This is a genomic window from Puia sp. P3, assembly GCF_050632245.1.
Lineage (GTDB): Bacteria > Bacteroidota > Bacteroidia > Chitinophagales > Chitinophagaceae > Puia.
Genome location: NZ_CP192583.1, coordinates 3,833,938 through 3,849,928 on the forward strand (window position 1 = coordinate 3,833,938; position 15,991 = coordinate 3,849,928).

Below are 15,991 nucleotides of genomic sequence, written 5' to 3' on the forward strand. Positions count from 1 at the left end.
AATGCAGGAGAACAGCGGCCACTATACTTTCACGCCCTCGGCGCTCTTCGGAACAGCCAATTTCCGGTACGACGTCTACCCGCCCGAGAAAGCGGCCGATGACATCGGCGCATGGCGCGACCCGACTACCGGGTCCGCTATGGCCGGATCACCGGGATCCCCAACGCCACCACCACCCGCACCAATACGAACACCGCCATACAGCACTTTATCAAAATCTCCAAACAGGAAGGAAGCCTCACCGCAACGGCCGGTGACAGCCCGGACCAAACCTCCAGCCATACATCGGCGATCACATCCCCGAAAGCCGAAACACCCGTGACCGCGCCGGGACAGGGACTAAAGCCATCGGATATAAAAGGCGTAGTCCTCCACCAGGAATACGGCATGGGCGTCGGAGGAATGATGATCATCGAATACAATCCCTACCTCCTGCTAAAGGACGGCACGGTATACTCTCATCCTTACGTTTGTGCGTACGACCTGGACGTAACCAGATCACGCGAGCTGGAGCCAAAAAAATGGGGGACATGGAAAGCAGAGAACGCAGAAACCCTGATCGTGACAATGAGTGGCGACCGAAAACCCGATCGGTGGGAGGAAAAGCCCACTGGTTCTGGGCAATGCCCGCAACAAAAGACCTGAAGATCTCAGGGACCTGGAGCACCATCGGCGGAGGTGGCAACACGGCCTTCGGCGGCGGCAGCGCCGTCGTCTCTTCCAACGTCCTCACCTTTAACGACCAGGGACAGTTCACCACACTCAGCACCGGTGGCGGCAGCTACAGCGGCGCCACGGGCTCCGTCACCGCCTATAGCAATAAGGAGGGAGCCGGCACCTATACCTTCGACGGCTATTCGCTCGAACTGAAATACAACAATGGAAAACTCGTCCGGAAAAATTTCTGTTTCTACGATGACACAAAAGACGTCTGGGTATTTGGAACAAGCCCCTATACTCCGTCAGACTCCAACAAAAAGAAACGATAGCCTCCCGCCCATCATTTGGTCGGCGCCGGCGCCGTTCCAGCCATCAGAATAGCCGGCGCATCGATCAGCAAATTCCCGGGACCACCCTGCGGCGCGGCAGCCTTATAGGCTTCCACTGACACCCAGGGCCGGATGATCAGCTTCCCGGCCGCGGTGCGGTTACCCGTTCTTTCAAAGACCAGCTGCCGGGTGACGGCGTCAGGCACCCAGGTAAAATATGAGGAAAAGAACCCATACTCATCCCAGGACGATGCGCACCCATACTTTATACGGGCAAGCTCCTCGGAAGAACGGATATAATCGACCGAGCTGGTCTCCGGCCGATAGTTCTGGTCAATATATCTCTTCAGACTATTATATTCATCGACAGCCGGCTGCAGAAATACGCTTCGCAGGTTATATACCGCGACCAGCACCAATATAAAACCAGCCCCCTCAAACAAACCAACCGCCTTGCCATTTCTCATGAACGTAAGAAAAACCCAGGCAAACACAGCCATATCCAGCCCCAGCAGCGTCCTGCTGGAAGCATAGTTTTCTTTTATGATCATGGACGGCAGATAGATAAGAGCGAACGCTCCGAACAACAGCAGCACATAGAGCAAGAAATTACGATTTATACCCGATCTGTAATTCAGCCATAACATGCCGGCCAGCGCCAGCAAATAGTACACGCGGAGCGGAATACTGTTCTCCTGTATGACCAGGTTAAAATGAAATGCCGTAGGTAGCGCCTTCATCAGCAGGAAATACCCCTTGGCAAACGGATTCGTCGCCAGTGAAGCCCGATGCGTAATGCCCTCGTGGTAAACGGTCTTCATTACACTGACAAAAATCAGAAAGTACACGATATAAATGACAATGTATAGCACCACCGGAACCAGCATCTTCCTGTCGGCTTTCTGCCGGGCGACCAGCTGCAGGAACCAGGGCAGGAGAAAGCATCCGAACCCGTTCTGATAGAAGAACAGCGATATGACCCCCAAAACCAACGCCGGCAACCAGCCCCGTTTCCCGAACCGATAGGCAAAATAGCCCGAAACCAACCCGAACGTATAGGCAAAGAGCAGTTCCATACAGGACGCCCATTGGACCGAGATACCAAACGGCAGGCTGCAAACAAGGAAAAGAACCGCAAAAAATGGAAGCTGCCCGGGCAGCCCTTCATTCTTACTTACCCGAAAGAATACCATATACCACACCGGCAGACTCACGATCCCGGTGATCAGCGCAAACAACCGCAGCCGGGTCAGCTGCTCGATGCTATCGATATTGCTGAACATCAGACGGTACAGCATGTCGGTCAGGATCCTGCCCTGCGATATGTCCATCGAATAGCCGTTATTTTTCCGGAATAGCCACAACTGCAGGACCTCATCGGTATAAAAATAAGTGCTCTTCAGCACCGGAAAAAAGATCAGAATAGGAAGCAACATCAATACCCCGACCTTATAATAATCCTTTCTTTCCATGACGATAAAAATATCGAATAATTTTGCAACTGGTCTAACTTTGTAGCATGAAAGCGATCCTTATCACCAAAAAGGAGGCCCCGAAGTACTGGAGCTCCGCGACATACCAACACCCACTACCGCCGACGGCGAGGTCCTGATCCGCGTCAGAGCGGCGGGGCTCAACCGCAGCGACGTCTTCTCCCGCACCAGCAGCTCATACGGCAGCTCCGACCCGGCGATACCAGGCCTTGAAGTCGCCGGCACCGTCACGGCCTGCGGCCCAGGCGCACAGCGATGGGCGCCGGGAGACGAAGTCTGCGCACTCGTCACCGGCGGCGGCTATGCGGAATACGTCGCCGTCCCGGGCGGACAGTGTCTGCCCATACCCAAAGGCTGGAGCCCCGAAGAAGCCGCCACCCTGCCGGAAACGGTATTTACAGTATGGGACAACGCCTTTCGGACGGGAAGACTCAGACCCGGGGAGAACTTCCTCGTCCACGGCGGCAGCAGCGGCATCGGCTCCACGGCCATCCAGCTGGCCCACGCCATGCACATCCCCGTCTACACCACCGCCGGCACAGACGAAAAATGCCGCTGGTGCGAGTCTTTGGGCGCTACAAAAGCGATCAACTATAAAACACAGGATTTTGAGACAGAGCTGAAAAACGTCGGTATCGACCTGGTCCTCGACATGACCGGCGGCGACTACACCATAAAAACCTCCGACTCCTGCGCATGGACGGCCGCCTGGTTTATATCAGCAGCATGCGCGGCAAAGACGCACAGATCGATATCCGCCAGATCATGGAAAAACGACTGACCATCACCGGTAGTATGCTCAAGCCCAGGGATGCCGCCTATAAAGCCCGGCTGGCGGCCGATATCGAGGCCCAGGTCTGGCCCCTGATCGCCAAAGGCGCGATGAAACCACTGATATATAAAACCTTCCCGCTCGAACAGGCCGCAGAAGCACAGCAGCTGATGGAAAGCAGCGAACACCTCGGGAAAATACTCCTCCGCGTCAGCTGACCCTGATATCGGGCTCGTGCCTTACAGGAAACTTTATGGAATTCGCGATAAAACAAAATTTATTGGCCTCGTGATGAAGGCTCCGCGCCTTTTCCACCATGTCCTCAGACGTCACGGCAACTACCGGCTTCAACACAACTTCCCGGAAAAAGCCTCCCCCATCCGCCGTCTCTTCCATCACACCCGATGCCTCATCCCGGTAGTCCACGACGACCACGCCATTCACCGCACAAAGATGCAGATACCACAACATATGACAGGAAGACAACGAGGCAACAAGCAGCTCCTCGGGATTATAGCGCTCCGGATTGCCGCGGAAAGACGCATCGGAAGAGCCCGGTATCTCCGGCTTGTTATTCACCGACAGGACATGGTCCCGGTCATACGCCTTATAACTGACTGTCCCTTCTCCCTTGTTACCGGTCCAGACCAGCCGGCTCGTATAATGATGGAGTTTTTCTTTCATATGGACGCAAGTTCGAGGTTTTTCGCGACTTCCTCCCCGACTTCCTGCCCAGCCAGATCATAAAACCCGTCACCGGCATGGAAGCCGCGATCAGCGCCGCCAGAAACCAGATGATCTTACTGCCGATACCCAGCGCCGCGATCTTACCGGTATGGAGATTGTAGTTACTCTTCGCTACATAGTCGTACCCCGTATATTGCGTATACAGCTCGGTCTTCAACACCTTTCCGCTGTACTGGTCGAAGACCATACTGTTCTGCCGCCTCGCGATCGCATACGGATAACGCATGAGTACCCGTATAGACCCCGTCGAATCCCCGGCCGGCGTTATAAAAGTCTCCGTTGCGCCCGGATACATCGACGCCATCGTCGCATAGGCCTTGTCGATCGAATATTTCACTCCGGCCTCACCCCGGACGGATTTTAGTTGCACTTCCTTCGGCGGTACCGGCGAATGCGTGACGAATCCGGCCAGCTGTTTCACCGAATCGTATACCATGAACATCCCCGTCAGCGAAACGATAAACAACACGATCAGCGCATAGAACCCCAGCACCGAATGCAGATCCCAGTTGAGCCGCTTCCAGTTCTTCGTCCTGAAATTGATCCGGACCGCCTGTTTGAAGAACCGCTTCTGCTTTGGCCACCACAGGATCAGACCGCTCACGCACATGATAAAGAAGATCAGCACGTTCGCCTTGATGATCGCATTCCCGAAATCGCCCATCAGCAGATGCGTATGCAGATCGAGCACGACACTGTAAAAGTCCCGGGTCTGCCGCTGTACGCCGATGATCCCCGACGTATAGGGATCGATCGAGACCGTGATATTCTTCCGGCTGATGAACAGCACCGCTGCATCCGCCTTTTCCTTCCAGCGGATATTCGTGATCTTGTCCTTGGGGAAATGAACCTTGAACGTATCCACCAGCTGTTTCACCGGCAGCCGCCGCGCACCGACCGTAGCGACATGGTAAAAATCGTGCTGAAAATAGTCCCGCCCCTCGTCCTCGAAGACCAGTATGGCTGCACAGACTGCTATCGTAAAAACGACCAGCCCGGACGTAAGTCCAAGCCAGAGGTGTAAGGTTCTGATAAGCTTTTTGAAACTCCCTTTCTTTGCCATTACCTTAGAATCTAAATGTTATATTAGCCGTTACCCTGGTTGGATTCTGCGGCGCCAGCCGGTATGACCAGTATTGTGCATTGGTCAGATTGTCCACCTTCACCCCTATACGATAAGACGGCTGGTCGTAAAAGACCGTCGCATCCAGCACCGTATAAGACGGAATCGTGAACGCAAAACTGGCGGTATTCGTCTGGAAAGACGCACTGCCATAATTGCCGCCAAAACCAAAGCCTAACCCCTTCGCTTTCCCACCGACGATCCGGTAACTCATCCAGAGATTGGCCAGACTGGCAGGCCCCGCCGTCGCCGGCCGCAACCCCTGTACCGACTTGTTGGCCTGGGTATATTTGCTGTCATTGTACGTGTACCCCGCAACGATATTAAAACCCGCAAAAGGATTCGCGATCACCTCACCTTCGAAACCACGGCTCAGCTGCGTGCCATCCTGTATCGAATAACCCGGATGGGCAAGGTCGTCCCTGGCGACATTTTTCACCCGGATATCGTAGTAGCTGAACGTAGCGCTTACCTTATGCCTTAAAACGTCGAACTTGACGCCACCCTCCCACTGATTGGCCTGCTGCGGCCTGAAGGTCCCGCCATTGAAGTCTGTACCGTTCACATTGGCGAACCCATTCATATAGTTCCCGAACAACGATACCTTGTCTTTTACCAGCTGATACACCGCCCCTAACTTCGGCGACAACGCATTCTGCGTATAGGAACCCGCCGTCGAATCCGCTCCGGGATAATAGGTCCCCTTGTTGTCGAACCGGTCGGCGCGAAGACTCACCATCACATTCAATTTTTCGGTAAGGTTCAGCACGTCCGAAAAATAGGCGCCGAATGTCGATTGATTTGTTCTATAGTTAACCCACGCACTACGCGCCGCCGCAGAGTCGACCTTCGTGGAATTAAAATTATTGTAGCCCGCTCCGGGATGCCGGAAATTGATCGCGGGCATATTGACAGTCGTATTCGTCCACTCACTCTTCTGGTTGTAGATGTCGACACCTGCCACCAGCCGGTTACGCAGGCGGCCCACAAAGAAATCACCCACGATATTCTGCTGGATATTCGTCCCGTAATAGGGAAAGTCCTCTTTCTGCGACTGCTGCGACAGCGTGCTGTCCGTCTTGCCGATCAGCTGGTTGACATAGCCCCTCGTCGTGGAGAAGGTTCGGGTATACAGCGTCTGCAGCTTCCACTGCGATGACAGCTGGTAGTTGATCTGCCCGAAAATATTGACCTGCCGCGTCGTATAGTCGAGCGTGTTATTGCCGAACGAACGCTTGTAGCCGATCCCCAGATTGCGGACATCATGGATCTTCCCGGTCGTGGACGGTGCAAAACGGACAGGAGAAGTGGCATTGAATGAAGTAGCCTCCACGTCCAGCAAAAAGCTCAGCTTGTCATTCGCCTTGTATACGAAACTCGGAGCGATCATATAGCTGCGCGTAAACCCTGCGTCCTGGAAGGACTGCTCCGTATGCAGCGCCCCGTTGACACGCATCAGCGCCGTCTTGTCGTTGTTCAGCGGCTGGTTGATATCCACCGTCAGCCTGTTCAGGTCATTACTGCCGCCGGAATAGCCGATCTCGCCGCGCCAACTGTCGAATGGGTGTTTGGTCACCCGGTTGAAAAGCCCGCCAAACGATATCATGCTGCTGTTGAACAGCGTACCTGAGGGGCCCTTTATCGCTTCCAGCCTTTCGAGATTGGCGGGATCGATATTCGTATATACAAATCCGCTGACGCTGTTCCGCACCAGATTCTCCGTAACAAAGCCCCTCGAATACAGAGCGCTCCGCCCCTGATTGTAGACTATTGGTACGCCCGCACCGGGGATCGACCGGAATACACTATTGTAGTCCGTGATCAGCTGCTCTTTCATGATCTCCTTTGTCACCACCGAATAGACCTGCGGATTTTCCATATTCTTCAACGGCAGCCTGGCAATATCATCGGTCTCCTTCTTGTTGAACTTATTGTATCCGTTGGTGACGGTCACCTGATCCAACTGCTGCTCGCTCACTTTCAACTGCAGACTCAGACGCACCGGCTTACCGCTCTCCACGGAGACGGTTTGATCGATCGGTTCATAGCCTACATAACTTATCTCTACGTCATAATTGCCGGGCGCCAGTCGCCGAAAACTGAACCGCCCGTCGTCATCCGTCAGTGTCGTCTTGTTTACCCCCTTAAGAGTCACCGTCACACCTCCGGCGGGCTTCCCGTCCGCGGTGGTCAACAGTCCGCTGAGAGTCCCCGTTCCATCCCCCACCCCACTCAGACGACTCTGCGCACCGACCTGAAATACAGCTACTAATAAAAATATCCCTGCTAATAGAACGCCTTTCATTAAATTCAGAATTTCCGCAAAATTCCCCATGGATATCCAGATATGTCCGCCGCATCGGGAAAACGGTTTACGCAACCCGGAATTTCCTCTAATTTTAAGCCATGATCAGGACCATAACTATCTATCTGATTTTTAGCCTCATTTTAGCCGCGCCCGCCTTCGCACAGTCCCCCGCTTTTACGGTTGTCCCTCTCGGTGTAAGAGGCGGGCTCGACGAGAGCAACCTGTCCGCTTATATGGTGGCCGCCCACGGGACCAGCGACTATATCTGCCTTGACGCCGGAACACTATTCTCGGGAATACAAATAGCGGTGGACAACGGCACATTACCACCGCCTGCCGGCAACATCCTGCGCAGCAGCATAAAAGCGTACTTCATTTCACACCCCCATTTGGACCACGTCGCAGGACTGATCATCAACTCCCCGACGACAGCGCCAAATCTATCTACGGACTCCCGTCCTGCCTCAATGTAATCAGAGATAAATACTTCTCCTGGCAGAGCTGGGCCAATTTCGGAGACGACGGAGAGAAACCCATGCTCAATAAATACCACTATTCCCCGATGCGACCCGGACTCGGGACCGCCATCCAGCGGACTTCGCTCACCGTCCAGGCCTGGCCCCTCAGCCACGGCGAACCCTATGAAAGCGCCGCGTTCCTGGTACGCAACGGCGACAACTATCTTCTCTATCTTGGAGATACCGGCGCCGACAGTCTGGAACACAGCGACCGCCTCCACACCCTGTGGCTGGTGGCCGGCCCCCTCCTGCGCGCGGGCCGACTAAAAGCGATTTTTATTGAAACCTCCTTCCCCAACGAGCAACCCGACCGCCTGCTGTTCGGCCATCTCACCCCCGCCTGCTGATGCAGGAAATGCAGGCGCTGGCAAACATCGCCGGGCTGCCTTCGCTGGACCGGCTAAACCTCGTCATCACTCACCGCAAACCCACCGGCAACAACGAAGAGACCATCCGCCGCCAATTGGAGTCCGGCAATCCGCTAAACGCAAGGCTCGTCTTCCCTGAACAGGGAAAAAGGCTTGATTTCTAATATATATCGTCCCGGCGGTACTCACGCTCCTCGTCTTCCCTGTCGACAGAGATTCCTTCCGCATCCCCAAAGGCGTTCGCACTGCCATTGTGTATGGGCTCGTCAGCCTCTCTATCCGCCTCTTTCTTCCCAACGGCGGGCTTCGTCCTCCCTGCGGTCTCTTTCGTTCGTTCAACCCGCTGAGCTCTCTTTTTTCACAATTAGACCCCCTATTCTCATCCCCGCAATTTCCGAACCCCTCCCTGCCCGGGTTAAAATACGGAGACACTTGGCTAAAATCCAGCCAACCGACGCCAAAAAACCCCGTTCTTTGAGGAAAGGGTCACTAACTTTAATCTTATCATCAGGCTTAGGAATTAATTAGTATGACCGGTCATTTAAGACGATCACTGGGCTAAAATTCGATGGCTAAACACGTAAGTTTGCAGATACATTCAACCACGACCCGATTCCGAGATCTACTACAAAAACACTGAGGATATGACAGAGAGAAAAACAAGCTCGACCAACTATCGCAACCAGTCCTTTCTGGAAGAAAAATGCAGCCTGAATGAACTACTCGATCTCGTAAGTAAAAGATGGTTCAGCGACGTCCTGTTCTGCATTCAGGAAGGCAACAACCGGTTCAAACTCATCAAGGATGACCTCAAGTACATCAGTGATACCATCCTCTCGGATCGTCTCAAGCTCCTTGAAAGATATGGTCTGATTACCCGCATAGACTATGACGAGATTCCGCCAAAGGTAGAGTACTCACTCACCGAAAAGGGAGACGAACTGGCCGCACTGCTGGAAAAAATGTGCGAGTTCAGCGACACCCTGATGGCCGAAGTGCTCACCCGCCGCGTCGGTTAGACACGAAGGAATATCTTCTTTTTATACAGGACATAAAGAAAGACCCACTTCACTGCGAGGAAACAAAACACCATCGCCAGCGCATTCCACGGTGCGGCGATGATTTGCCCTACCCAGAAGAAGAAGCCGTCCGTCATATACTTCCAGTTGATAAAATGGGGAGACAGATAGATGAGAATGGAATTCATGCCGATCACGGTGAAGAAGAACGCCCATTTCTTATACCCTCTCACGTCAATGATATAATAAAAGAGCGCCAGCAGCAGCAGGCTGATCCCACCCACGTTCAGGACAAAACTGCTGGTCCATAGATTTTTGTTGATGGGGAATACGGTGTTCCACAACAGCGCCAGCGCCAGCGATATAACTCCCGCCAAAGCCAGCCTCCCCGCCTTCGCCCCAGGCGACAACGGACTGTTCTTTAACAATTGCCCGGCCAGAATGCCAAGCAGCCCCGTCGAAATGGCCGGTATAGTGGACATAAGCCCCTCGGGATCGTGGATCCCCAGATAGAGCTTGCCCGGGATCACCGACCGATCGATATAGGAAGCGAAATTTCCCTGCATCGTAAGATCGCCCATATGATACCCCGGAGCCGAGGTAAAGCATAACAGCAGCCAGTAGCCGATCAAAAGTCCCGCAAACCAGATCCACTGTCCCAGCTGCTTCGTATAGAGATAGATGATATTCGCAAACATATAGGCCAGACCGATACGCCCGAGCACGCTGCAGAACCGGACCTCGGACAACGGATGTATCTTCAGACCATTGTTGTAGATGATGCCCAAAAGGACAAGCGTAAGCCCCCGTCTTATGACACGCAACAGCAGCCGTTGTTTCGGCGTGCCTTTCTCCAGCTCCCGCCCCACGGAATACGGCGTGGCGACCCCCGCAATGAAAAGGAACAACGGGAAGATCAGGTCATAAAAATGGAACCCGTTCCAATCCGGGTGCTCGAACTGGTCGGACAAGACCCTCCAGAATGGTGAATTGGTAGCTTTGGCCATCACATGAAAGATCTCTTCCCCACCCGCGATCCAGAACATGTCAAAACCCCTGAGAGCATCCAGCGAATAAAGTCGTTGAGAAGGCGTGGTTTGCGTCATAAGACTATGAATATAGCAAATTTGCAGCTTCCCTTTATTTTTTGTATATTTCGTAGTACCCAATCCCTGCCACTATGACGGAATCGCCGCTAACCAATGAAGAAGAATCCCTTCTCGAAAACCGGCTGGCCGACGCCGGTAAGAAGGCAAAGATCACCTGCCTGCTGGGCTGCATCATTTATTTCATCTTACTGGCCATCCCCCAAAATTCTACTCCGGCCCCGCCACGGATACAGGCGCCTACGGCTTCCCTGCAATCCACGACCCACGCGCCGCATACGTATTCCTCACCGTGACCACCTTCGGCGCCATCTTCCTGCTGGCGTATCTCTCGGACCTGCGCTATTTCGGCCTGAAAAAAGACGTCCGGGAAAAAATAAAGATCGCCGCCAGGGCCCGGATCACCCATATCATCCGCGCCGCCATCGACAACGACTACGAAGAGAAACGAACGGTCTTCCATGCCTCCATGAACGAAAAGACCTCTCAGAAACTATACTGGATGGAAGGCAGCATCCACGATTTCCACGAAGGTGATGTTGTAGATTTTGAATGTGGTAAGTTTTCCGGTATATTGTTGCGGATTTCTAAATCCTGATATTTTCACCCCTAACTAAACATTATGCAAATCAAAGGCATTGAAGACCTTAGTACCCAGGAGATCAACGACGAACTGAAGGCTGGCGCCCGCTTTGTCGTCTTTCGCTATTGCATCTCGCTCGTCGTCATTACATTCCGGCGCAACTCAGACGTCTATTTCATCCGCGCCGGCGAAAGCGCCGCCAAAAAAGGATGGCGCTACACGGGGCTGAGCATCTTATTAGGCTGGTGGGGCATCCCATGGGGCCCTATCTACACGATCGGCAGCCTTTCTACCAATTTCGGCGGCGGAAAAGACGTCACACAACAAATATTGTCTACGATAAATGCAAAGTGATTCTACGGAATCACTTACTTTTATTGGTATGGATAGAAAAGAATTTTTGTCAAAATCCTTTTTGGCAGGTGGCTCCATGCTAACGGGAACGACAAGGACATTTGGGGGCCCCCGGCCGGGGCCCCTTTTCATCTCAACTACGGCATCCACGACGGCATGTTCCGCAACCACGCGGGCCCCGAATTTACCGACCAGATCCGCTGGGCCCACGAACAGGGATTCAGGGCCATAGAGGACAACGGCATGATGGACCGGCCTGCGGAACAGCAGGCACTCATCGGCGATACCCTCCGGCAGCTCGGATGGTCCATGGGCGTATTCGTGCTCAACTTCGACCACTGGCCCGTCAGCACCTCCCTCTGCTCCGGCGACGCCGCATGGCGCGAGAAATTCCTCAAAGCCTGCCGCGAAGCCGTCGACACCGCCCGCCGCTGCAATGGGAAATACATTACCGTTGTCCCCGGCAACTACGACCACAAATTATCGATGGGCTACCAGACATCCAACGTCATAGAAACACTCCGGAGAGGATGCGATATCCTCGAACCGCACGGCCTCGTCATGGTCCTCGAGGCGCTCAGCGACACACCCGAACTGTTCCTCCGCCACCCCGACCAGACCTATATGGTCTGCGAAGCCGTCAACAGCCCCTCCTGCAAATACCTCTTCGACATGTACCACATGCAGCGCAACGACGGAGACCTGATCCCCAACATCGACCGGGCCTATAAACACATCGCCTATTTTCAGATCGGCGACAACCCCGGCCGCAAAGAGCCAGGCACCGGTGAGATGAACTATCGCAATATTTTTAAACATATCTACGAAAAAGGCTACAAAGGCGTCCTCGGAATGGAACACGGCATGGCCGGCACCGGTACCGAAGGAGAACTGGCCCTGATAAAAGCCTACCGCGAAGCCGATAATTTCCTATAACCATGAATAGCCCATCCCGCCTGGTCCTCATCACACTGTCCACCATTCTTTCGCTCACCCTCCACGCCCAGCAGTCCCTGTCCGACTCGATCAACGCCATCGGCGCCGCCGCCCAGGGCCATGTCGGCGTATTTATGCAGGACCTTGAATCCGGCGACAGCACGACCTTCAATGACCTGGACCACTATCCCATGCAGAGCGTATTCAAATTCCCCTCGCGCTCTGCGTCCTGGACCCAGGTCGACAAGGGCAGGCTTTCCCTCACAACGCCCATCGATATTCGAAAAAGCGAATGGGCCAGAATGTTCAGCCCCCTCCTCAACAAATACAAAAAGGAACACTTCACCCTGACGCTCGAAGAAGTGCTTGCCCCAACCGTCGGCTCCAGCGACAACGTCGGCTGCGACCTGCTGTTCCACCTCGTGGGCGGCCCCGAAGTCGTCAATACATATATCCACCAGCTGGGCGTCACAGACATCAGCATCGTTTACACCGAGATGGGCATGGCCGCCGACTGGAACAACCAGTACTCCAACTGGTGCCGCCCCTCCGCCATGGGCCGAGCTGCTCCGGCGCTTTTATAAAGGAGAATTGCTCAGCCCCGTCAGCACCCGCCTGCTGATGAAATGGATGACCGAATCCAATTCGCCCCACCGCATCGGTGGCATGCTCCCCAAAGGGACCGTCGTTGCCCACAAGACCGGCACTTCCAACACCAACGCAGCCGGCATCACCGCCGCTACCAACGACGCCGGGCATTATCACCCTCCCCAACGGACACCACCTCATCACCGTCGTCTGTATCACCGACGCCAAATCCAGCGACGATATCCGCCTCACAACCATTTCCCGGATCGGCCTCGCCGGCTATAACCACTACGACCGGCCATAACCCTCCTCTTCCAGGCGTCCCCCCGCCCCGGGTCCCCGCCCACGAATTATGATCATCCACCCGTCCACCCGTGACCACTTACACCTCACCCCGGCCCTCCACCCGCCGACCCTCACCGTCCACGACCTCCCTCCTCTTACTGACAGATTCCGCTGCCGTCGAGGGCTACTGCCATGCCGACACCATCCGCCTGCAGTCCGACCTGGGCTCGACGATCTTTCTCTCCGGTTCCCCCGTAAAAATGGTCAGGACCAAACTTAAGACACCCAGCCTATAGGGGAAGTCTGAAAAAAATATTGGTGAAAATTTGCGCAACTAAAAAGTTGCACATATATTTGCAACCGATGTGTTGCGCAAAAATACCTTAAAATAAAAAAACATGAAAGCAATTAATCCATGGATCAACTTTAATGGCAATGCCGAAGAAGCATTTACCTTTTACAAATCAGTTTTTGGCGGTGAGTTTGGAAAGATCGTCCGCTTCAGGGACCTTTCAAGCGCCGAATTCCCGGTACCGGAAAATGAAGCAAACAAGATCATGCGCATTGCTTTACCTATTGGCAAAAACAATCTGCTAGTGGCCAATGACGTTCCGGAATTTATGGGACGGGTAAGCGAAAACGAGAACAGGTCCAAAATATACGTTGTTACTGAAAGCCGTGCAGAGGCAGACAAAGTATTTAACGGATTATCGGCGGGCGGAGACGTAGAAGGGCCTATTGGTGACAGTCCCTGGGGCACATATGCCGGAATGTTCAGAGACAAATACGGCATCGAATGGATCGTGGAGTTCAACCCAAACAATAACTAGCCACCAGGACAAGGTTCTACGGCATACCCGGCCACTTAATGTTCGCGCCACGCATATCCGCCAGTATCTGCGCCTGCAGGGCCAGCCGCCGTTCGTAGAAACCATCGGGATCCGTCCACGCACAGGCAACGATATGATAGCCGTCCCCGTCAAATCCCCCAACACCGACATAAGGGGGCGGCTCCTTTTGCATATCGGTAGCACTTTCCAGCGTTTTCATAATACTTGCGATCGCCGTTTTCATCTCGATCGTATATGGCAGTTTAATATCCAGGTCCATCCTCCTGCGACCTTCGTTACTGATATTGATGATAAGATCGTTCGACAGCTTGCTGTTCGGTATGATGACGTCACGGTTATCATACGTGACGACAATGGTGTAAAAGATCTGGATACTCCTCACCACACCTTCCTGACCCTGCGCGACGATGATATCCCCCGCCTTGAATGGCTTCAGGAGCAGGATCAGGATCCCGCTCGTAAAATTCTGCAGCGTCCCCGAAAGAGCCAGCCCGGCGGCCACACCGATGCCACCTACCAGCGCGGCAAAAATGGTCATCTCAATACCCAGCACCTGCATCGTCGCGAGTATCGCCAGCACCTGTAAAATCGCAAACAGCAGACTGATCAGAAACGGCTGCAGCGATGTGTCGAACTCCCTTCGGTGCATAAACCCCCTCACCCAGCTTCTTCAATAGCCTGATCAGGACCTGCGCGACAGCAAAAACCACGATCGCCAGCAGTACCTTCGGCCCCACCCTCAATATCCAGTCATATAACTTGTCATAAAATTTTGAAGTGTCCATATCTTCCCCTCCTAAATTCCTGTACCACCATATTTTACCCGACCTCGTCCGGCCGGTGGCAAAAGTCCCCGCTACGTCCGGCTTTCCCCAAAATCCTCCGTTATCCGCCTCACTCCGGGCCCGAAAAAAAACCCCTCCCACCCCATTTTCCAAAAATATTTGGTAATTCACGAAAAGGGTGTAATTTTGCCTAACACTGTTACAAAATGTAACGGAGGTAGAAAATGGGAATTACAGATCGCAAACTAAGGCAAAAAGAAGAGGTCCGGGCCAGTATCCTCGGACACGGCCTGGGAAATGGTCGTCACCGAAGGGTGGCACTCTTTCTCAATCCGCAAGATTGCCGACGCCATCGAATACAGTGTCCCCGTCATCTACAGTCATTTTGAAAATAAAGACGCTATCCTGCTGGAATTCAATAAAAAAGGATTCCAACTGCTGGCCGAAGCACTCGCGGAAGCCCAAAAGGCCAGACCGATCCGGCCGAACAGATCCGCGCCATGGGCCGGGCCTACTGGGACTTCGCCTTCGCCAATAAAGAATACTACCAGCTGATGTTCGGCCTCGGTATCCCGACCTGTGAAACGGTCAGTAAAATACCCGCGATCGGTACCTTCAGCGAAGTCATCATCAGCAGCATCACCGCCATGGTCGAACCCGGCAAAAAACCGTCGTTCAACCCCTGGCTGAAATACCAGTCTTTCTGGTCGATGCTGCACGGTCTGGTGTCCATCAATAATGAACCGCCTGGGCGGCGACCCCGAAAAGGCCGACAGCCACGGTGGAGAACATCCCGACCTCCCCCTTCAGGTACTTGGAGACGTGATGTGCAGTTTCATCCGCGGCATCCAGGCCCAGGAGAACGAAAACGACCCCGCGGCGTGAACCGCGGAAACACAGGGATCACTCCCTTTTTTTAAACCTTACCCCTAACACCGTTATAATAAATACTAACCTTAGAATCCATAACACCATTGAACACAAACAAAATTAAATAGACAAGACAATGAATCTTTTAGAATCACTCAACTGGCGTTACGCCGTCAAAAGAATGACCGGCGACAAGCTTCCCCAACAGAAAGTAGACATCATTCTGGAAGCCGCCCGCACTGGCCCCTACGTCCAGCGGTATCCAACCATTCAGCATCATCCAGGTTAACCGACAG

General features: G+C 53.7%; 23 protein-coding genes and 4 pseudogenes. 20 read left to right on the forward strand and 7 right to left on the reverse strand.

Annotated elements, in window-relative coordinates:
* Positions 1-111: 111 nt before the first annotated feature.
* Positions 112-645: a hypothetical protein gene (locus tag ACQ86N_RS23535; RefSeq protein ID WP_431217241.1), complete on the forward strand. Its 534-nt coding sequence runs from the start codon at positions 112-114 to the stop codon at positions 643-645.
* Positions 624-989 (forward strand): hypothetical protein, encoded by a 366-nt coding sequence (locus tag ACQ86N_RS23540; RefSeq protein ID WP_431217242.1) that lies wholly within the window; start codon positions 624-626, stop codon positions 987-989. The genes ACQ86N_RS23535 and ACQ86N_RS23540 overlap by 22 nt, the downstream gene beginning before the upstream one ends.
* Before the next feature lie 11 nt (positions 990-1,000).
* On the opposite strand, the gene ACQ86N_RS23545 is transcribed toward ACQ86N_RS23540, so the two are convergent.
* On the reverse strand, positions 1,001-2,461 hold the full coding sequence (locus ACQ86N_RS23545; RefSeq protein WP_431217243.1) for a hypothetical protein: 1,461 nt from the start codon (positions 2,459-2,461) through the stop codon (positions 1,001-1,003).
* 139 nt (positions 2,462-2,600) lie between these two features.
* On the opposite strand from ACQ86N_RS23545, the pseudogene ACQ86N_RS23550 reads away from it, so the two are divergent.
* Positions 2,601-2,774, forward strand: a pseudogene (locus tag ACQ86N_RS23550) (alcohol dehydrogenase catalytic domain-containing protein); the annotation flags it as partial.
* An 8-nt stretch (positions 2,775-2,782) separates the two neighbouring features.
* Here the strand turns inward: ACQ86N_RS23550 and ACQ86N_RS23555 are convergent.
* On the reverse strand, positions 2,783-2,992 hold the full coding sequence (locus tag ACQ86N_RS23555) for a hypothetical protein (RefSeq protein ID WP_431217244.1): 210 nt from the start codon (positions 2,990-2,992) through the stop codon (positions 2,783-2,785).
* Between ACQ86N_RS23555 and ACQ86N_RS23560 the strand changes: the two genes are divergently transcribed.
* Together ACQ86N_RS23560 and ACQ86N_RS23565 are read left to right on the forward strand one after the other, a co-directional pair.
* Positions 2,991-3,263, forward strand: a complete 273-nt coding sequence (locus ACQ86N_RS23560; RefSeq protein WP_431217245.1) for a zinc-binding dehydrogenase — start codon at positions 2,991-2,993, stop codon at positions 3,261-3,263. The genes ACQ86N_RS23555 and ACQ86N_RS23560 overlap by 2 nt on opposite strands.
* Entirely contained in the window at positions 3,179-3,472 is a 294-nt protein-coding gene (locus tag ACQ86N_RS23565) for a zinc-binding dehydrogenase (RefSeq protein ID WP_431217246.1), read from the forward strand. Before ACQ86N_RS23560 ends, ACQ86N_RS23565 begins: the two co-directional genes overlap by 85 nt.
* Here the strand turns inward: ACQ86N_RS23565 and ACQ86N_RS23570 are convergent.
* From ACQ86N_RS23570 to ACQ86N_RS23580, 3 genes are read right to left on the reverse strand one after another with little or no spacing between them, the layout of a single operon-like run.
* Positions 3,465-3,938: an OsmC family protein gene (locus tag ACQ86N_RS23570; RefSeq protein ID WP_431217247.1), complete on the reverse strand. Its 474-nt coding sequence runs from the start codon at positions 3,936-3,938 to the stop codon at positions 3,465-3,467. The genes ACQ86N_RS23565 and ACQ86N_RS23570 overlap by 8 nt on opposite strands.
* Complete coding sequence (locus ACQ86N_RS23575; protein WP_431217248.1) at positions 3,889-5,064, reverse strand: PepSY-associated TM helix domain-containing protein; 1,176 nt, start codon at positions 5,062-5,064, stop codon at positions 3,889-3,891. Before ACQ86N_RS23575 ends, ACQ86N_RS23570 begins: the two co-directional genes overlap by 50 nt.
* A 4-nt stretch (positions 5,065-5,068) precedes the next feature.
* The gene (locus tag ACQ86N_RS23580) at positions 5,069-7,429 is read right to left on the reverse strand and encodes a TonB-dependent receptor domain-containing protein (protein WP_431217249.1); all 2,361 of its coding nucleotides are present in this window, start codon (positions 7,427-7,429) and stop codon (positions 5,069-5,071) included.
* A 236-nt stretch (positions 7,430-7,665) separates the two neighbouring features.
* Between ACQ86N_RS23580 and ACQ86N_RS23585 the strand changes: the two are divergent.
* The 3 genes and pseudogenes from ACQ86N_RS23585 (at position 7,666) to ACQ86N_RS23595 (ending at position 9,337) form a co-directional block, all read left to right on the forward strand.
* Positions 7,666-8,297, forward strand: a pseudogene (locus ACQ86N_RS23585) (MBL fold metallo-hydrolase).
* A gap of 8 nt (positions 8,298-8,305) precedes the next feature.
* Positions 8,306-8,482 carry a hypothetical protein gene (locus ACQ86N_RS23590; RefSeq protein ID WP_431217250.1) on the forward strand — a complete coding sequence of 59 codons (177 nt, stop codon included), beginning with the start codon at positions 8,306-8,308 and terminating at the stop codon, positions 8,480-8,482.
* A gap of 480 nt (positions 8,483-8,962) precedes the next feature.
* Positions 8,963-9,337: a winged helix-turn-helix transcriptional regulator gene (locus tag ACQ86N_RS23595; RefSeq protein ID WP_431217251.1), complete on the forward strand. Its 375-nt coding sequence runs from the start codon at positions 8,963-8,965 to the stop codon at positions 9,335-9,337.
* Here ACQ86N_RS23595 and ACQ86N_RS23600 read toward each other — a convergent pair.
* Positions 9,334-10,443 (reverse strand): acyltransferase family protein, encoded by a 1,110-nt coding sequence (locus ACQ86N_RS23600; RefSeq protein ID WP_431217252.1) that lies wholly within the window; start codon positions 10,441-10,443, stop codon positions 9,334-9,336. The genes ACQ86N_RS23595 and ACQ86N_RS23600 overlap by 4 nt on opposite strands.
* 74 nt (positions 10,444-10,517) lie before the next feature.
* Between ACQ86N_RS23600 and ACQ86N_RS23605 the strand changes: the two genes are divergently transcribed.
* The 8 genes from ACQ86N_RS23605 (at position 10,518) to ACQ86N_RS23640 (ending at position 14,019) form a co-directional block, all read left to right on the forward strand.
* Positions 10,518-10,739: a hypothetical protein gene (locus ACQ86N_RS23605; protein WP_431217253.1), complete on the forward strand. Its 222-nt coding sequence runs from the start codon at positions 10,518-10,520 to the stop codon at positions 10,737-10,739.
* Positions 10,736-11,041 (forward strand): hypothetical protein, encoded by a 306-nt coding sequence (locus ACQ86N_RS23610; protein ID WP_431217254.1) that lies wholly within the window; start codon positions 10,736-10,738, stop codon positions 11,039-11,041. Before ACQ86N_RS23605 ends, ACQ86N_RS23610 begins: the two co-directional genes overlap by 4 nt.
* Before the next feature lie 24 nt (positions 11,042-11,065).
* Complete coding sequence (locus ACQ86N_RS23615; RefSeq protein WP_431217255.1) at positions 11,066-11,380, forward strand: hypothetical protein; 315 nt, start codon at positions 11,066-11,068, stop codon at positions 11,378-11,380.
* Positions 11,381-11,536: 156 nt separating this feature from the next.
* A complete protein-coding gene (locus tag ACQ86N_RS23620) occupies positions 11,537-12,316 on the forward strand; it encodes a hydroxypyruvate isomerase family protein (RefSeq protein WP_431217256.1) in 780 nt (259 codons plus the stop codon).
* A 2-nt stretch (positions 12,317-12,318) separates the two neighbouring features.
* Positions 12,319-12,900: a serine hydrolase gene (locus tag ACQ86N_RS23625; protein ID WP_431217257.1), complete on the forward strand. Its 582-nt coding sequence runs from the start codon at positions 12,319-12,321 to the stop codon at positions 12,898-12,900.
* A 7-nt stretch (positions 12,901-12,907) separates the two neighbouring features.
* Positions 12,908-13,189 carry a serine hydrolase gene (locus ACQ86N_RS23630; RefSeq protein ID WP_431217258.1) on the forward strand — a complete coding sequence of 94 codons (282 nt, stop codon included), beginning with the start codon at positions 12,908-12,910 and terminating at the stop codon, positions 13,187-13,189.
* Positions 13,190-13,278: 89 nt separating this feature from the next.
* Entirely contained in the window at positions 13,279-13,485 is a 207-nt protein-coding gene (locus tag ACQ86N_RS23635) for a hypothetical protein (RefSeq protein WP_431217259.1), read from the forward strand.
* A 102-nt stretch (positions 13,486-13,587) separates the two neighbouring features.
* Positions 13,588-14,019, forward strand: a complete 432-nt coding sequence (locus ACQ86N_RS23640) for a VOC family protein (RefSeq protein WP_431217260.1) — start codon at positions 13,588-13,590, stop codon at positions 14,017-14,019.
* 16 nt (positions 14,020-14,035) lie between these two features.
* On the opposite strand, the gene ACQ86N_RS23645 is transcribed toward ACQ86N_RS23640, so the two are convergent.
* Positions 14,036-14,689: a mechanosensitive ion channel family protein gene (locus ACQ86N_RS23645; protein ID WP_431217261.1), complete on the reverse strand. Its 654-nt coding sequence runs from the start codon at positions 14,687-14,689 to the stop codon at positions 14,036-14,038.
* A 430-nt stretch (positions 14,690-15,119) separates the two neighbouring features.
* On the opposite strand from ACQ86N_RS23645, the pseudogene ACQ86N_RS23650 reads away from it, so the two are divergent.
* The 4 genes and pseudogenes from ACQ86N_RS23650 to ACQ86N_RS23665 form a co-directional block, all read left to right on the forward strand.
* Positions 15,120-15,380: pseudogene (locus ACQ86N_RS23650) on the forward strand (TetR/AcrR family transcriptional regulator); the annotation flags it as partial.
* Positions 15,326-15,499: pseudogene (locus ACQ86N_RS23655) on the forward strand (TetR-like C-terminal domain-containing protein); the annotation flags it as partial. The pseudogenes ACQ86N_RS23650 and ACQ86N_RS23655, both read left to right, overlap by 55 nt.
* A 64-nt stretch (positions 15,500-15,563) precedes the next feature.
* Complete coding sequence (locus tag ACQ86N_RS23660) at positions 15,564-15,710, forward strand: hypothetical protein (protein ID WP_431218097.1); 147 nt, start codon at positions 15,564-15,566, stop codon at positions 15,708-15,710.
* A 121-nt stretch (positions 15,711-15,831) separates the two neighbouring features.
* On the forward strand, positions 15,832-15,984 hold the full coding sequence (locus tag ACQ86N_RS23665; RefSeq protein ID WP_431217262.1) for a hypothetical protein: 153 nt from the start codon (positions 15,832-15,834) through the stop codon (positions 15,982-15,984).
* The last annotated feature ends 7 nt before the right edge of the window (positions 15,985-15,991 follow it).

Bases quoted from the DNA above. Each gene is read 5' to 3' on its own strand.
- ACQ86N_RS23660 (WP_431218097.1), top strand. From the start codon at position 15,564: ATGAACCGCCTGGGCGGCGACCCCGAAAAGGCCGACAGCCACGGTGGA.
- ACQ86N_RS23575 (WP_431217248.1), bottom strand. From the start codon at position 5,064: ATGGCAAAGAAAGGGAGTTTCAAAAAGCTTATCAGAACCTTACACCTC.
- ACQ86N_RS23560 (WP_431217245.1), top strand. From the start codon at position 2,991: ATGCACATCCCCGTCTACACCACCGCCGGCACAGACGAAAAATGCCGC.
- ACQ86N_RS23665 (WP_431217262.1), top strand. From the start codon at position 15,832: ATGAATCTTTTAGAATCACTCAACTGGCGTTACGCCGTCAAAAGAATG.
- ACQ86N_RS23590 (WP_431217250.1), top strand. From the start codon at position 8,306: ATGCAGGCGCTGGCAAACATCGCCGGGCTGCCTTCGCTGGACCGGCTA.
- ACQ86N_RS23605 (WP_431217253.1), top strand. From the start codon at position 10,518: ATGACGGAATCGCCGCTAACCAATGAAGAAGAATCCCTTCTCGAAAAC.
- ACQ86N_RS23540 (WP_431217242.1), top strand. From the start codon at position 624: ATGCCCGCAACAAAAGACCTGAAGATCTCAGGGACCTGGAGCACCATC.
- ACQ86N_RS23535 (WP_431217241.1), top strand. From the start codon at position 112: ATGGCGCGACCCGACTACCGGGTCCGCTATGGCCGGATCACCGGGATC.
- ACQ86N_RS23565 (WP_431217246.1), top strand. From the start codon at position 3,179: ATGGACGGCCGCCTGGTTTATATCAGCAGCATGCGCGGCAAAGACGCA.
- ACQ86N_RS23645 (WP_431217261.1), bottom strand. From the start codon at position 14,689: ATGCACCGAAGGGAGTTCGACACATCGCTGCAGCCGTTTCTGATCAGT.
- ACQ86N_RS23640 (WP_431217260.1), top strand. From the start codon at position 13,588: ATGAAAGCAATTAATCCATGGATCAACTTTAATGGCAATGCCGAAGAA.
- ACQ86N_RS23620 (WP_431217256.1), top strand. From the start codon at position 11,537: ATGTTCCGCAACCACGCGGGCCCCGAATTTACCGACCAGATCCGCTGG.
- ACQ86N_RS23595 (WP_431217251.1), top strand. From the start codon at position 8,963: ATGACAGAGAGAAAAACAAGCTCGACCAACTATCGCAACCAGTCCTTT.
- ACQ86N_RS23555 (WP_431217244.1), bottom strand. From the start codon at position 2,992: ATGGCGTGGGCCAGCTGGATGGCCGTGGAGCCGATGCCGCTGCTGCCG.
- ACQ86N_RS23600 (WP_431217252.1), bottom strand. From the start codon at position 10,443: ATGACGCAAACCACGCCTTCTCAACGACTTTATTCGCTGGATGCTCTC.
- ACQ86N_RS23625 (WP_431217257.1), top strand. From the start codon at position 12,319: ATGAATAGCCCATCCCGCCTGGTCCTCATCACACTGTCCACCATTCTT.
- ACQ86N_RS23570 (WP_431217247.1), bottom strand. From the start codon at position 3,938: ATGAAAGAAAAACTCCATCATTATACGAGCCGGCTGGTCTGGACCGGT.
- ACQ86N_RS23545 (WP_431217243.1), bottom strand. From the start codon at position 2,461: ATGGAAAGAAAGGATTATTATAAGGTCGGGGTATTGATGTTGCTTCCT.
- ACQ86N_RS23580 (WP_431217249.1), bottom strand. From the start codon at position 7,429: ATGAAAGGCGTTCTATTAGCAGGGATATTTTTATTAGTAGCTGTATTT.
- ACQ86N_RS23615 (WP_431217255.1), top strand. From the start codon at position 11,066: ATGCAAATCAAAGGCATTGAAGACCTTAGTACCCAGGAGATCAACGAC.